Origin of the sequence: Caulobacter endophyticus, from assembly GCF_029543245.1 — a bacterium.
Classification (GTDB): Bacteria; Pseudomonadota; Alphaproteobacteria; order Caulobacterales; family Caulobacteraceae; genus Caulobacter; species Caulobacter endophyticus_A.
Genome location: NZ_JARQWV010000020.1, coordinates 23468 through 37678 on the forward strand (window position 1 = coordinate 23468; position 14211 = coordinate 37678).

Sequence of the window (14211 nt, forward strand, 5' to 3'; positions counted from 1 at the left end):
ATGAAGCTTTCAGAGTCCGGATTTCTGTCGTGATCATCCAAGAAAGTCCCGCTGACCCGCTGTCGGACGTGTTGGCCCTGGCCGGGGCGCGAGCCTTCTGCTCGGTGCGGCTGGAAGCGGGCGGCGACTGGGCGCTGCGCTTCGACCCGGCCGAACTGAAATTCAACGCCGTGCGGCGGGGCGCGTGCTGGCTGCTGGCCGAGGGGCTGGCGCCCCGGCGGATCGAGGCCGGCGATTGCTTCGTCGTAAGACGGCCGTTCGTGCTGACCAGCGATCCAGCCTTGCCGCCGGTCGACGCGGCGGCGGTGTTCGCCGACGGCCGGGCGGCGCGCTACGGCGAAGGCGACGACGTCGACATCCTGGGCGGCGCGGTCAGCTTCGCCCGGTCCGCGCCGTTCCACCCGGCGCAGCTGCTGCCGCCGGTCCTGGTCGTGGGGGCCGGGGAGGAGGCGCCGATCGCCTGGCTGCTCGACCAACTGGACCGCGAGTGGCGCGGCGGCGCGGCGGGAGCCCTGCTGGCCTGCAACGACCTGCTGCGGCTGATGTTCGTCCACGTCCTGCGCGTCCACCTGGCGAGCGCCGGGCCGGCCGGCCTGGGCTGGCTGGCGGGGTTGAGCGACCCGCCGGTGGCCGCGGCGCTGAAGGCGATCCACGCCCAGCCCGCCCGTGCCTGGCGGCTGGAGGAACTGGCGGACCTCGCGGGCATGTCGCGCTCGAGCTTCGCCGAGCGTTTCCGGCGGCGGACGGGCCAGCCGCCGATCGACTACGCCGCGCGCTGGCGGATGCAGCTGGCGGCCGCCCGTCTGCTGGCCGAGCCCGTCAGCGTCTCGATCGTGGCTCAGGACCTGGGGTTCCTTTCGGACAGCGCCTTCGGGGCGGCCTTCCGGCGAGTCCACGGCGTGTCGCCCGGGCGCTACCGGAGGCACGCCGCCAGGGCGTAGGGCGCCGGCGCATTACGAACAATTCAGAGAACGGCGGTTGACCTGCGCTATTACTGTGTGACACACAGTGTGTATCGCACACTATGTGCTGCACACCATATGGCGCACACCATGCCGACCGAAACCGACATCTTCGAATCCCTCCGCCAGGAGCTGCGTCGTGGGACGCTGATCCTGGCCGTGCTCGCCCAGCTGAAGGTCGAGCGCTACGGCTACAGCCTGCGCCAGGCCCTGGCTGAGGTCGGCCTGGAGATCGACGAAGGCGCGCTCTACCCGATGCTGCGCCGGCTCGAGGGCCAGGGCCTGCTGACTTCCGAATGGCGCGAGGAGGAGAAGCGCAAGAAGCGCTTCTACCGCCTCTCCACCGAGGGCGAGGCCGTCCTCGAACGCCTGGCCGCCGAGTGGCGCGCCATCAACGACACCCTGCAAAATCTGATCTGAGGGGACTGGATCATGGACCTGCTCGACCGCTATCTCGCCGCCGTCGCCGCCCTGCTGCCCAAGGCCCAGCGCGAGGACATCGTCGCCGAACTGCGCGACCTGCTGCTCAACCGCATCGAGGAGAAGGAGGAGGCCCTGGGCCGCCCCCTGACCGACAAGGAGCGCGAGGCTGTACTCAAGGACTTCGGCCATCCGCTGGCCGTGGCCGGGCGCTACGGCCCCCAGCAGAGCCTGATCGGCCCGACGCTGTATCCGTTCTACGTGTTCGCCCTGAAGATCGCCCTGGCCGTGGCGGCGGCGATCTCGATCATCCCGGCGCTGGCCGCCGGCCTGCTGGGTCACGACAATCCGGCCCATCTGGTCGCCAACGCCGCCTTCGACCACTTCCCGAGCTCGGCTCTGATGCTGGCCGGCCTGGTCACCCTGGTGGCCGCCGGCATCGAGCGCGGCTGGGTGCCGCTGACCGGCCTGACCGAGTGGAAGGTCAGCGAGCTGCCCGTGCCCAGCAAGAAGAAAGGCCTGTTCGAGACCCGCTTCAACGCCGTGTTCGAGGCGGTGGTGGTGGCGCTGTTCATCCTGTGGTGGACGGGCCTGTGGAAGGTGGACGTGGGCGACCTGACCGTGAAGAGCGCGGTGCTGCTGAAGCCGTCGGCGATCTGGCAGACCCTGTTCTGGCCGATCCTGGCCTGGGCGGCGGTGCAGTTGGTCGGCGCCCTGGTCACGCTGGTCCAGCCGGGCCGGGTGCGGCTGCGGGCGAGCTTCGAGCTGGCCGTGGCGGCCGGCGGCATGGCCCTGACCACGGTCCTGTGGAAGTCGCTGCCGCTGTTCACCCTGGAGCCGCTGACCGCCTCGGGCGCCGACGTGGCAGGCCTGGAACAGGTGATCGGCCTGGGCATGCACGTGACCATGCTGGTCGCCGGGATCACCTTCGCCTGCCAGATCGGCGCGGCCGCCTGGCGTCTGTACAAGGGCGCTCGCTGAAAGGCGCCCGCTAGCGCCTCAGAAAGGCGGGGCGGATTTTTCCACGGTCGAATGACACGGAATTAATCCGTCCCCGGTTGCCCCGCCCGCCGGGGGCATTTACGCCTTCGCCCCAGCCTTCCGGCGCGGACTCAGAGCCGCGCTGGAACTCATGATAGGGCCCGACCGGAGGGGGAGGGCTCGAGGGAAGGGGACTTTCTCTTGCAAAACCGCCGCGAACTCCTGCTGTCGACCGTGGCCGCCGGCCTGGCCGCCGCCGCCGCCCCGTCGCTGGGCTTCGCCCAGCCGGCCGCCGCCTCGGCCTCTGGCGAAGCCGCCAAGATGAACGCGTTCTTCGACGCGGCCATGGCCAAGCTGATGCGCCAGGCGCCGGAGCTGACCACGAGCCTGGGCCTGGACAAGGACGACCTGGCCTGGACCAAGGGCCTGCTGAGCGACCGCTCGTTCGAGGCGATCGCCGCCGGCGCCGCCCAGACGACCGCCCAGCTGGCCGAGCTGCGCAGCATCGACCGCAAGCAGCTGACCGGCATGGACGCCGTCAACTACGACACCGTCGAGTTCACCCTGGCGGTGCAGGACGAGGGCAACCGCAAGTTCACCTACGCCGGCGGCGGTTCGGGCGCGCCCTACGTGCTGAGCCAGCTGACGGGCAGCTATCAGCAGATGCCCGACTTCCTCGACACCCAGCACGCGATCGAGACCAAGGCCGACGCCGACGCCTACCTGCAGCGCATGGAGGGCTTCGCCCGCCTGATGGATCAGGAGACCCTGATCGCCAAGCGCGACTACGCTGACGGCGTGATCCCGCCTGACTTCGTCATCGACAAGGCCCTCATCCAGATGAAGGCCTTCGCCGACACCCCGACGGCCGACACCACCCTGGTTAAGTCGATCGCCCGCCGGACCAAGGAAAAGAACATCGCCGGCGACTGGGCCGCCGAAGCCAGCAAGGTCTACGAGAACTCGGTGCTGCCGGCGCTGAAGCGCCAGATCGCGCTGCTGGAAAGCGTGCGCCCGAAGGCCAACCACGACGCCGGCGTGTGGCGCCTGAAGGACGGCGGCGACTACTACGCCGTGTCGCTGAAGAACTACACGACCTCGACCATGGGTCCCGAAGAGATCCACCAGCTGGGCCTGGACCTGGTGAAGTCGATCTCGGCCGAGGCCGACAAGCTGTTCAAGTCGATCGGCATGAGCAAGGGCACGGTCGGCGAGCGCATGGCGCAGCTGGGCAAGGACATCTACGAGAACACCGACCCGGCCAAGGAACAGCTGATCGCTGACCTCAACACCAAGGCCAAGTGGATCGAAAAGCAGCTGCCGGCCTATTTCGGCCAGCTGCCCAAGGCCCCGCTGGAGATCCGCCGCGTGCCCAAGGCCATCGAGGCCGGCGCGCCTGGCGGCTACTACAACTCGCCCTCGCTCGACGGCAAGCGTCCGGGGATCTACTGGATCAACCTGCGTGATACGGCCGAGCAGGCCAAGTACACCCTGACCACGCTGACGGTGCACGAGGGCGTCCCGGGCCACCACCTGCAGCTGTCGCTGTCGAACGAGGCCCAGGGCCTGCCGCTGATCCGCAAGGTCATCGGCTTCTCGGGCTACGCCGAAGGCTGGGCGCTCTATTCCGAAGAGCTGGCCGTCGAGATGGGCATCTACAAGAGCGACCCGCGCGGCCACATCGGCATGCTGCACGACGCGCTGTTCCGCGCCGTGCGCCTCGTGGTCGACAGCGGCATGCACCACAAGAAGTGGACCCGCGAACAGGCCGTCAAGTACATGGCCGAGACCATGGGCGACGAGGAAAGCGGCACGATCACCGAGATCGAACGCTACGTCGTGTGGCCGGGCCAGGCCTGCTCGTACATGCTGGGCAAGATCACCTGGCTGCGCGCCCGCGAGCGCGCCAAGAAGGCTCTCGGCAAGAAGTTCGACATCAAGAAGTTCCACGACGCGGGCCTGCTGTCGGGCATGACCCCGCTGACCGTGCTGGACCGCGTGGTCGACGACTACATCGCCGCGACGAAGGCGGGGAAGTAAGGGGCGGGCCTTTCCGCAAGGCCCTGACGAAGTCGAAGGAGCGTCCGTCTGACGGGCGCTCCTTTTTCTTTGCGCGCGGCACAGCGAACCGGACGTCTCAGCCGACGTTGATGCCTCGCGACCGGCCGCGCTTGGGCCGGGCCCCGGGAGCTCGCCGTGACCTATGTGACCCGCGCCATCTTCGCCGTCGCCAGCCTGCTGCTGCTGCTGGCGGCCATGAGCCTGGTGGCCCTGGGGATCAACGAGGCGATCGCGGGCCTGCGCAACCCCGACGAGTCGGGCGCTGACGCGGTGCTGGACGTGCTGGGCTACATCATCGTGGCGATCGCCGTGTTCGACGTGGCCAAGTACCTGTTCGAGGACGAGGTGCGGCGCGACAGCGAGAGGCGCAGCGCGGCGGAGGCGAGGCGCAGCCTGACCAAGTTTCTGTCGACCATCGTCATCGCCCTGTTCCTCGAGGCGCTGGTGGTGGTGTTCAAGACCGCCCGCGCGGATGTTTCCCAGCTGGTCTATCCGACCATGCTGCTGGTGGCGGCGGTGCTGGTCCTGGTGGGGCTGGGCGCCTATCAGCGCTTCTCGGCCGCCGTCGAGGAGAAGGTCGGCGAAGACGACGACGCCGAGGATCGCAAAGAGAAAAGCCGCCGACGCGGGAGCGCCGGCGGCTGAAGGCGAAGCCTCGCCTTGGTCTAGTTCAGGTCTACCCGGTCGGCGTTCATGACCTTGGTCCAGGCCGCCACGAAGTCGGTGACGAACTTGTCCTGGGCGTCTGCGGAGCCGTAGACCTCGGCGAGGGCCCGGAGTTCGGCGTGCGAGCCGAAGATCAGGTCGACGCGGGTGGCGGTCCAGCGGGCGTCGCCGCCGGCCCGGGGAGCGCCGGCGAAGGCGTTGACCGCCGTCGGGTTCCAGGTGGTGCCCATGTCGAGCAGGTTGACGAAGAAGTCCGTGCTCAGCGCGCCCGGATGGTCGGTGAACACCCCGGCCTTGGAGCCGCCGGCGTTGGCGCCCAGCACCCGCAGGCCGCCGACCAGGACGGTCATCTCGGGAGCGGAGAGCCGCAGCAGCTGGGCGCGGTCGACCAGGGCCTCCTCGGGGGCCATGAACTGGGTCCCCTCGCGGCGATAGTTGCGGAAGCCGTCCGACAGCGGCTCCAGCGGATCGAAGCTGTCGGCGTCGGTCTGCTCGGCCGTGGCGTCGGTCCGGCCGGGGACGAAGGGCACGGTGATCCGCGAGCCGGCCGCCTTGGCGCCCTCCTCGACGGCCGCCGCGCCGCCCAGCACGATCAGGTCGGCCAGCGAGATCTTCTTGCCGCCCTCGGCCGCGCCGTCGAACTTGGCCTTGATGCCCTCCAGCACGCCCAGGACCTTGGCCAGGGTGGGCGGGTCGTTGACCTCCCAGTCCTTCTGCGGCGCCAAGCGGATGCGGGCGCCGTTGGCGCCGCCACGCTTGTCCGAGCCGCGCCAGGTCGAAGCCGAGGCCCAGGCCGTCGAGACCAGCTCGGAGACCGACAGGCCCGAGGCCAGGATCTGGCGCTTGAGCTCGGCGATGTCGGCGCCGTCGACCAGCGGGTGGTCGACCTCGGGGATCGGATCCTGCCAGATCAGGGTCTCTTCCGGCACGAGCGGGCCGAGGTAGCGGGCCTTGGGGCCCATGTCGCGGTGGGTGAGCTTGAACCAGGCGCGGGCGAAGGCGTCGGCGAACTGGTCGGGGTTCTCGAGGAACCGGCGCGAGATCTTCTCGTATTCGGGGTCGAAGCGCAGCGCGAGATCGGTGGTCAGCATCCGCGGCACGTGCGTCTTGGAGGCGTCGTAGGCGTCGGGGATATCGGCGGGGGCGTCCTTGGCGCGCCACTGCTTGGCGCCGGCGGGGCTTTCGTGCAGCTCCCATTCGAACTTGAAGAGGTTCTCGAAGAAGTGGTTGCTCCACTTCGTGGGGGTCTGGGTCCAGATCACTTCCGGGCCGCCGGTGATGGAGTCGGCCCCGACCCCCGTGCCGTGCTTGCTGGCCCAGCCGAGCCCTTGCGCCTCGATCTCGCCGCCCTCGGGCTCGACGCCGACGAAGGACGGGTCGCCCGCGCCGTGGGTCTTGCCGAAGCTGTGGCCGCCGGCGATCAGGGCGACGGTCTCTTCGTCGTTCATCGCCATGCGGGCGAAGGTGTCGCGGATGTCGCGCGCGGCGGCCTTGGGGTCAGGATTGCCGTTGGGGCCTTCGGGATTGACGTAGATCAGGCCCATCTGCACCGCGCCCAGGGCCGGGTGCAGCTGGCGCTCGCCGCTGTAGCGCTCGTCGCCGAGCCAGCTGCCTTCGGGACCCCAGTAGAGCTCTTCGGGCTCCCATTGGTCGGCGCGGCCGCCGCCGAAGCCGAAGGTCTTGAAGCCCATCGACTCCAAGGCGACGTTGCCGACCAGCACGTAGAGGTCGGCCCACGAAATCGCCGCGCCGTACTTCTGCTTGATCGGCCACAGCAGGCGGCGGGCCTTGTCGAGATTGGCGTTGTCGGGCCAGCTGTTGAGCGGGGCGAAGCGCTGCTGGCCGCCGCCGGCGCCGCCGCGGCCGTCGCTGGTGCGATAGGTGCCGGCGCTGTGCCAGGCCAGGCGGATGAACAGGCCGCCGTAGTGGCCGAAGTCGGCGGGCCACCAATCCTGGCTGTCGGTCATCAGGGCGTGGAGGTCGGCGATCACCGCGTTCAGGTCGAGGTGACTGAAGGCCTCGGCATAGTTGAAGTTCGCGCCCAGCGGATTGGAGCGCGGATTGTGCTGGTTGAGGCTTTCGAGGCTGAGGTGCTGGGGCCACCAGTCTCGGTTCGCCCGCCCGCGGCCGTGGCCGACCGGGCACTGGCCCTGCGCTTTAGGATCGACGTTCCCATCCATTGTCGGCTTCCTCCGGTTGGCTTGTTGCGTTCGCCATTTCCCCCGTCGGGCCTAGTCAACGCGCCCTTTCAGTCATTGGTACAATTGATTGTTCCTATCGCTTCGATAGACGCGGCCAACCTTGGAGGATCGGTTCGTCCGCCCTCGGCCGATCTTCAGGCGGCGTCGGCGGCGGTGCTCTCGGTGTAGCCGCGCAGGCGGCGGGCGATGACCTCGCCCACGGCCTCGGCGGCGGGGCGCTGGGGGAACTGGGCGCGCCAGACGATGCGGATGGTGCGGCCGGTCCAGGTCGACAGGGGTCGCAGCACGATGCCGGCGTCCTGGGCCGCGCCGGCCGCCAGGCCCGGGATCAGGGTGGTGCCGTAGCCGGCGGCGACCATGTTCAGCAGGGTGGTCAGGCTGGAGGCGCGCAACGAGGCGCCGAGCGCGGTGGTCTGGCCGCAGGCCTCCAGCGCCTGGTCGCGCAGGCAGTGGCCGTCGGACAGCACGAGGATGTCGCGGGCCAGATCGGTCTCGGCCACGGCTTCATGCGCGGCCAGCGGATGCTCGGGCGGCAGGGCGGCCAGGAACGGCTCGGCGAACAGGGGGCGGCCGGCCAGGTCGGGCGCGGCCTCGTCGGTGGCCAGCAGCACGGCGTCCAGCTCGTGGGCGCGCAGGCGCTCCAGCAGGGCGGCGGTCTGGTCTTCCCACGGCTCCAGCTCCAGCGACGGCAGGGCTTCGCGCAGCGGGCCGAAGACCAGGGGCAGCAGGTAGGGGGCGAGGGTGGGGATGATGCCCAGGCGGAAGCGGCCGGCCAGCGGATCGCGCAGGCTGCGGGCGGTGGCCAGCACGCCCTCGGCCGCGGTCACCGCCGCGCGGGCGTGATCGAGCAGCTGGCGGCAGGCGGCCGTCGGGGTGGCGGTCTTGCCGCCGCGCTCGAAGAGGACGACGCCCAAGAGGTCTTCCAGCTTGCGGATCTGCACCGACAGGGTGGGCTGGCTGACGCCGCAGGCGCGGGCCGCGCGGCCGAAGTGCTCGTGCTCGGCCACGGCCAGCAGATAGCGGAGATCGCGCAGGTTCATGCCGCCGGTTCCCGGTTCTCGATAGCTGGAGCCTATCGCGATCATTGATCTTTGAAACTTCTTTTCCACGGCCCGTTGCGCCAAGCTCGCGACGATACGGACGCGAGGAAGAGGTCGCGACGCGCAAACGATCGCGGCCGTCCTTCGCCCCCGGGAGGACGCCTGGATGCCTCATGCCGTGGACGCCGTCCTGCAGGACGAGCTGCGTCGCGCGGGCCTGCCTTGCCGCGGGCCGACCGCGCGCCTGCTGGCGCTGCTGCGTGCGTCGGAGGAGACGCACCTGACCGCGCTCGAGATCGCCGAGCTGGCGGCCGAGGCGGGGCTGGCCATGCCGCCGGCCGAGATCGCCCGCCAGGTCGAGGCCTTCGCCGACCATGGCCTGCTGGGACGGCTGCCGACCACCACGGCCGAGCCGGTGTTCGATACCCAGCCCGAGCCGCATTTCCACCTGATCTACGAGGACACCGCGCGGATCGTCGACCTGCACGTCTCGCCCGAGACCCTGCTGGCCATGCTGCGCGACGCCCTGGCCAGGCGGCCGAACGGGGTGGAGGTGGTGGTGGTCATGCGCCGCGAGGGCGCGAGCGGGGGATAAACCAGCGTATGGGTGTCGGGCGCGGGTCGCGTGGGCTAATCCAGTCCTCGTCAGCGTCCATCTAGCGGGCGTGCTTAGAGAAACGCCATGTCCCGCCGGCGCACCATCGCCGTCATCGACGACGACGCCCTTGTCCGCTCGGGCCTCGCGCGACTGATCCGCTCGTTCGGGCTGGAGGTCGGGGTCTTCGGCTCGGCGGCCAGCTTCCTGGCCTCGGGCGTGGAGGCCTGGGGCTGCGTGGTCACCGACATCCACATGCCGGAAATCTCGGGCCTCGACTTGCTGCGCCGCTTGCAGGCCAGCCATCCGGACCTGCCGGTGGTGGTTGTCACCGCCTTTCCGGACATGAGGGACCAGGCGATGGGCGCAGGCGCGCGGGACTTTCTCGAAAAGCCCTGTGCGCCCGACCGGATCGAGGCCACGCTGAAGCGGATGCTCGACGAGGCGTGAGCGGCCGGGGGATGGCCGAGCTAGAGGGGTGATGGGGATGCCGGGCAAGGCCGAGAACCGCAGCGACGAGACGGCGCAGACGGTGCTGATCGTCGACGACAACGAGATGTTTCGCGTCTCGATGGACCGGCTGTTCCGGTCGGTGGGCTTGCAGACGGCGCTCTACGCCTCGGCCGGCGCGCTGCTGGAGGCGCCGCTGCCCGACACGGCGTGCTGCATCCTGGTGGACGTGCGCATGCCCAAGATGAGCGGCCTGGATCTTCAGGAAGCGCTGGCCGCGCGCCGGGTGCGGGCGCCGGTGATCGTGATGACCGGCCATGCCGACGTGCCGATGACGGTGCGGGCGATGAAGGCCGGGGCGGTCGACTTTCTCGCCAAGCCCTTCCGCGACCAGGACGTCATCGACGCCGTCACCGCGGCCCTGGCCAAGGACGGAAAGCGCCGGGAGCTGGCCCGCGACGTGGCCGAAGTGAAGGCCCGCTTCGACGCCCTGACCCCGCGCGAGCAACAGGTCATGACCCTGGTCACCGCCGGGCTGCTGAACAAGCAGGTGGCCGGCGAGCTGGGCCTGCAGGAGATCACCGTCAAGCTGCACCGCGGCAGCCTGATGAAGAAGATGCGCGCGGGATCCTTCGCCGAACTGGTGCGGATGGCCGAAGCCCTGGAGCGGGATCGGGCGGGCGGCTAGGCCTGGGCCGTCGTCAGGCCTTGGGCGGACCAGCCAGATACTGAGCGTCGGTCACGTGCTCCATCCAGGTCACCGGCGAGCCGTTCAGCGCCTCCTGGATGGCGATGTGGGTCATCGAGGTGGTCGGCGTGGCGCCGTGCCAGTGACGGTGGCCGGGCGGGCAGACGACGACGTCGCCGGCGCGGATCTCGACGATGTCCTCGCCCTCGCACTGGGTCCAGCCGCAGCCGGCGGTGACCACCAGGATCTGGCCCAGCGGATGGGTGTGCCAGGCCGTGCGGGCGCCGGGCTCGAAGGTGACGCTGGCGGCCGAGACGCGGGCCGGTGCCTGCGCCGTATGCAGCGGGTCGAGGCGCACCTGGCCGGTGAACCAGTCGGCAGGGCCCTTCTGCGACGGCTGGCAGCCTGCGCGCTTGAGGATCATGGCTGTCTCCTTCGAGGACGCCCGGCGGGGCGATGCGGCCGCGAGCGCCGGCAGCAGGCTCCAGCACAGGACGCCGAAACCAAGGGCCGACACGGTTCGCCGATCCGGCATCGCAGCGCTCCGAGCGGTGAAAACGTCGGGCAATCTAGCAGCGGGCCGGCGGGGCGATTAGCGGCGCGGCGCTCCATGGGGTGATGAGCTGAGCTCATCGATGGCGGGCGTCAGGCGACGGCCGGCAGCCGGATCTCGATCCGCGCGCCTTGGTCCGAGGGCAGCACCGCGATCCGTCCGTCGTGGGCCGCCACGGCCGATTGGCAGATGGCCAGGCCAAGGCCCATGCCGCCGGGCTTGGTGGTGAAGAAGGCCTCGAAGGCGCGGTCGGCGGCGTCAGGGGGGAAGCCGGGGCCGGTGTCGGCGATCTCGATGACCGCCTCGCCGCCTTCACGGCGCGAGCGGACGTGCAGGCGGCGGGTCTCGGCGGGGACGGCGCTCATGGCCTGGACGCCGTTGAGCATCAGGTTGACCAGCGCCTGCTGCAGCACGACGCGGTCGCCGTGGACGACGGTGTCGGGGGCCTGCGGATCGAGGATCAGCTCGACCCCGTGCTCGGCGATCTCGCGCCGGACAAAGCCGGCCGAGGCGGCCAGCAGGCCGTCGACCGGCAGGGCCGCGCGGTCGGCCGGGGTCTGGGCGATCAGGCCGCGGATGCCGCGCACCACCTCGGCGGCGTGGGCGGCGGCGTGGACGACGTCGGCGACGGCTTCCTTGGCTTCGTCGAGGTCGGGGGTCGCGCGGTCGAGCCAGCGCTGTGCCGCGCCGGCGGCGTTGGATATGGCGGCCAGCGGCTGATTGACCTCGTGGGCGATCGAGGCCGACAGCACGCCCAGCGTCGCCGCCCGCAGGGCGTGCTCCAGTTCCGAACGGGCGCGGTCGAGGCGCTCCTGCATCCGCCGCTGCTCGGTCAGGTCCACGATCGAGGCCTGGACGCGGTCGAGGCCCTGGGCGTCGGGCGGGAAGTTCAAGGCGACCATGACCGGGATCATCTCGCCGGTGCGGCTGCGCACGGTGGTCTCGGTCTCGAAGCGGGGCGCGCCGGCGTCGAAGGCGATCAGGAACTGGGCGAAGCTGTCGTCGGTCTCGGGCAGCAGGTCCTCCAGCCGCTGGAAGAAGTCGCCCTTGTCGGCCACGCCCATCATCTTCAGGGCGGTGGCGTTGACGTCGGTGATGCCGACCCTGGCCTTGATCTCGCGCGCCACCTCCGGATTGCGGGCCAGATGGTCCGCCAGGTCGGTGACGCCCTGGGCGCGCAGCTCGTCGAGCGCGGTCTTCACCGGCCGGAAGTCATGCTCCCAGATCGACACCGCCAGGGTGTTGAAGATCGTGCGATAGCGGGCCTCGCTGCGGCGCAGGGCCTCGTCGGCGCGGCGCAGGTCGGAGATGTCGGTGTTGCTCTCCAGCAGGGCATGGGCGCCGGTCGCCGCGTCGCGCTCGAGAATCCATTCGCTGAGCACGGTCAGGATCCCGCCGTCCTTGCGGCGCTGGGTCACCTCGCCCTGCCAGGCGCCGTCGCAGGCCACGCGGGCGGCGATTTCGTCGGAGGGCGCGGGCAGGAGGGTTTCGAGCAGGCGGTGGGCGTCCTGGCCCAGGGCCTCGTCGCGGGTCCAGCCGTAGAGGCGCTCGGCGCCGCGGTTCCAGAAGGTGACGCGCCCTTGCGTGTCGCGGATGAAGATGGCGTCTGAGGTGACGTCCAGCAGGCGGGCCTGGGCCTGGAGGATCTCGCGGGCCGCCAGGTTGCGCCCGGTCAGGAAGGCCGCAACCCCGAGCGCCGCCAGGCTGACCATCAGGCGCAGGGTCGGGGCCAGCTCGACGTCTTCCCCGTGGGCGAAGGCGAAGCTGATCGTCGCCATGGCCGCGCAGGCCAGGGTCACCACCCACAGCTTTCGGCCGGGCAGTTCGTCGCCGACCAGAAGCAGCACCAGCACGTAGAGCACCGCCACCGCGCTGGACAGCGGGGTGAAGGTGTCGACCACGAACACGGCCGCGGCGATCAGGGCCGCGCCGCCCAGGCGCAGCCGGCGGCCGAGCGGCGAGGGGCGTGAGGCGGGAAAGGGCGAAAAGCGCATCAGGCGACTCATAGCGCAAGCCTGGCCCGACCCGGGACCCCATACAAAGGTCTGGGGCGGGCCAACCAAGTCGATACGTGCGGTCAACGTCCGTTCGGTGTGTGGCGCGGGCCGGCGTCGCTAGGGTTGCGGTCACATCGAGGCGGCAGGAGACCGTAGCCATGTTGCAGTCCATCGACACCCCGAAGACCCCGCCCCAGGCGATCTGGCTGGTCGAGCAGGCGCTGGCCGCGCTCGACGCCGACCTCGGTTCGGCCCGGCAGATGCTCGACCGGCTGGCGGTGGTGCTGAGCAGCGCCGCCCCGCGCGAGGAGCCCAGCTTCCTGCCGGGCTCGCGCGTGCGCTCCAGCGGACCGGCGCGCGGCGGCCTGGCCGGCTGGCAGATCCGGGCCGTGGCGGCCCACGTGGAGGCCCATATCGGCGCCAGCGTCTCGGTGGGCGCCCTGGCCGCGCGGGTGGGACTGTCGGCCAGCTATTTCTGCCGCGCCTTCAAGGTCAGCACCGACGAGACGCCGCACGCCTACATCATGCGCAGGCGCCTGGAGCACGCCCAGGCGATGATGCTGGAGACCGACGAGAGCCTGGCCCACATCGCCGCCGTCTGCGGCCTGGCCGACCAGGCTCACCTGACCCGGTTGTTCCGCCGCTACGTCGGCCAGACGCCCAATGTCTGGCGGCGCGAGAACCGCCCGTGGGGCCGCGCGCTGATCACCGGGTCGCTGCGGCGCGCCTGAAGCGGCGCCGACGTTCAAGCCGGCGCGGCTCGCGCCAAGAGCGTCCGGCGTTTCAGGCGCAGGATGGACCACAACGGCGCGGCGCGGCCCCGCCCTCGCAGGAGAAGACCCATGGACATCGAAACCGCCCGCAGCCGGCGCCTGGCCCCCCTGACCACGCCCACGGGCCTGGGCGAAGCCGCGGCCAAGGATATATCGGCCGCCCTGACCGCGCTTCTGGCCGACGTCTTCGCGCTCTACATCAAGACCAAGAACTTCCACTGGCACGTCTCGGGTCCGCATTTCCGCGACTACCACCTGATGTTCGACGAGCAGGGCGACGAGCTCTACGCCATGACCGATCCGATCGCCGAGCGGGTGCGCAAGCTGGGCGGCACGACCCTGCGCTCGATCGGCCACATCGCCCGCGCCCAGCGGGTGCTGGACAACGACGCCGACTACGTCGAGCCGCACGACATGCTGGCCGAACTGCGCGACGACAACGGTGGCCTGGCCGCGGCCATGCGGGCCGTGCACGCCGCCTGCGACGAGCACGGCGACATCGCCACGGCCAGCCTGCTGGAGAACTGGATCGACGAGACCGAAAAGCGCGTCTGGTTCCTGTTCGAGGCCGGCCGTCGCGACCGGGGCTGACGCCCCGCCAGGCCCCGCCCGCCGCGCTTCCTCCCCCCAGCGGCGGGCGGGGCCGCTTTCCGATCGAGTGCGCCCCATGACCGGCATCCAGAAACTGGCGCTGAGCGCCGCTACCGCCGCCCTGCTGGCCCTGACGGCCTTCGCGGCCGTAGCCCCGCGCGCGGGGGCCGATCGCGCCGCCGCTTCCATTCAAGACGTCGCCTCGCCGCGTTCCGTGAACTAGGGTCGCACGA

At 70.5% G+C, this 14211-nt stretch carries 15 protein-coding genes; 11 read left to right on the forward strand and 4 right to left on the reverse strand.

Annotation, left to right across the window (positions count from 1 at the left end):
- The first annotated feature begins 29 nt into the window (after positions 1–29).
- From P7A99_RS18320 to P7A99_RS18340, 5 genes are all read left to right on the forward strand, one after another.
- Positions 30–941 (forward strand): AraC family transcriptional regulator, encoded by a 912-nt coding sequence (locus P7A99_RS18320; protein ID WP_277795200.1) that lies wholly within the window; start codon positions 30–32, stop codon positions 939–941.
- A 111-nt stretch (positions 942–1052) separates the two neighbouring features.
- The gene (locus tag P7A99_RS18325) at positions 1053–1382 is read left to right on the forward strand and encodes a PadR family transcriptional regulator (protein ID WP_277795201.1); all 330 of its coding nucleotides are present in this window, start codon (positions 1053–1055) and stop codon (positions 1380–1382) included.
- A 12-nt stretch (positions 1383–1394) separates the two neighbouring features.
- Positions 1395–2363, forward strand: coding sequence for an HAAS signaling domain-containing protein (locus tag P7A99_RS18330; RefSeq protein ID WP_277795202.1), 969 nt, complete (start codon positions 1395–1397; stop codon positions 2361–2363).
- Positions 2364–2564: 201 nt separating this feature from the next.
- Positions 2565–4403, forward strand: coding sequence for a DUF885 domain-containing protein (locus P7A99_RS18335; RefSeq protein ID WP_277795203.1), 1839 nt, complete (start codon positions 2565–2567; stop codon positions 4401–4403).
- A gap of 156 nt (positions 4404–4559) precedes the next feature.
- Positions 4560–5069: a GNAT family acetyltransferase gene (locus P7A99_RS18340; RefSeq protein ID WP_277795204.1), complete on the forward strand. Its 510-nt coding sequence runs from the start codon at positions 4560–4562 to the stop codon at positions 5067–5069.
- Positions 5070–5089: 20 nt separating this feature from the next.
- On the opposite strand, the gene katG is transcribed toward P7A99_RS18340, so the two are convergent.
- Both katG and P7A99_RS18350 read right to left on the reverse strand, forming a co-directional pair.
- On the reverse strand, positions 5090–7270 hold the full coding sequence (gene katG, locus P7A99_RS18345; RefSeq protein WP_277795205.1) for a catalase/peroxidase HPI: 2181 nt from the start codon (positions 7268–7270) through the stop codon (positions 5090–5092).
- A 155-nt stretch (positions 7271–7425) separates the two neighbouring features.
- Positions 7426–8331 (reverse strand): LysR substrate-binding domain-containing protein, encoded by a 906-nt coding sequence (locus P7A99_RS18350; protein WP_277795206.1) that lies wholly within the window; start codon positions 8329–8331, stop codon positions 7426–7428.
- 166 nt (positions 8332–8497) lie between these two features.
- On the opposite strand from P7A99_RS18350, the gene P7A99_RS18355 reads away from it, so the two are divergent.
- The 3 genes from P7A99_RS18355 to P7A99_RS18365 all read left to right on the forward strand — a co-directional run bounded on the left by P7A99_RS18355 (position 8498) and on the right by P7A99_RS18365 (position 10064).
- Entirely contained in the window at positions 8498–8926 is a 429-nt protein-coding gene (locus P7A99_RS18355; protein WP_277795207.1) for a transcriptional repressor, read from the forward strand.
- A gap of 87 nt (positions 8927–9013) precedes the next feature.
- Positions 9014–9376: a response regulator transcription factor gene (locus tag P7A99_RS18360; RefSeq protein ID WP_277795208.1), complete on the forward strand. Its 363-nt coding sequence runs from the start codon at positions 9014–9016 to the stop codon at positions 9374–9376.
- Positions 9377–9407: 31 nt separating this feature from the next.
- On the forward strand, positions 9408–10064 hold the full coding sequence (locus P7A99_RS18365) for a response regulator transcription factor (RefSeq protein WP_277795209.1): 657 nt from the start codon (positions 9408–9410) through the stop codon (positions 10062–10064).
- Positions 10065–10077: 13 nt separating this feature from the next.
- Here the strand turns inward: P7A99_RS18365 and P7A99_RS18370 are convergent, their stop codons facing one another.
- Together P7A99_RS18370 and P7A99_RS18375 are read right to left on the reverse strand one after the other, a co-directional pair.
- Positions 10078–10488: a (R)-mandelonitrile lyase gene (locus P7A99_RS18370; protein ID WP_277795210.1), complete on the reverse strand. Its 411-nt coding sequence runs from the start codon at positions 10486–10488 to the stop codon at positions 10078–10080.
- 221 nt (positions 10489–10709) lie between these two features.
- Positions 10710–12611, reverse strand: a complete 1902-nt coding sequence (locus P7A99_RS18375) for a PAS domain-containing sensor histidine kinase (RefSeq protein ID WP_277795211.1) — start codon at positions 12609–12611, stop codon at positions 10710–10712.
- Between the two features lie 161 nt (positions 12612–12772).
- On the opposite strand from P7A99_RS18375, the gene P7A99_RS18380 reads away from it, so the two are divergent.
- The 3 genes from P7A99_RS18380 (at position 12773) to P7A99_RS18390 (ending at position 14201) form a co-directional block, all read left to right on the forward strand.
- Entirely contained in the window at positions 12773–13345 is a 573-nt protein-coding gene (locus tag P7A99_RS18380; RefSeq protein ID WP_277795212.1) for a helix-turn-helix domain-containing protein, read from the forward strand.
- A gap of 111 nt (positions 13346–13456) precedes the next feature.
- Positions 13457–13978, forward strand: coding sequence for a Dps family protein (locus P7A99_RS18385; protein WP_277795213.1), 522 nt, complete (start codon positions 13457–13459; stop codon positions 13976–13978).
- 76 nt (positions 13979–14054) lie between these two features.
- A complete protein-coding gene (locus P7A99_RS18390; RefSeq protein WP_277795214.1) occupies positions 14055–14201 on the forward strand; it encodes a hypothetical protein in 147 nt (48 codons plus the stop codon).
- Positions 14202–14211 lie beyond the last annotated feature (10 nt).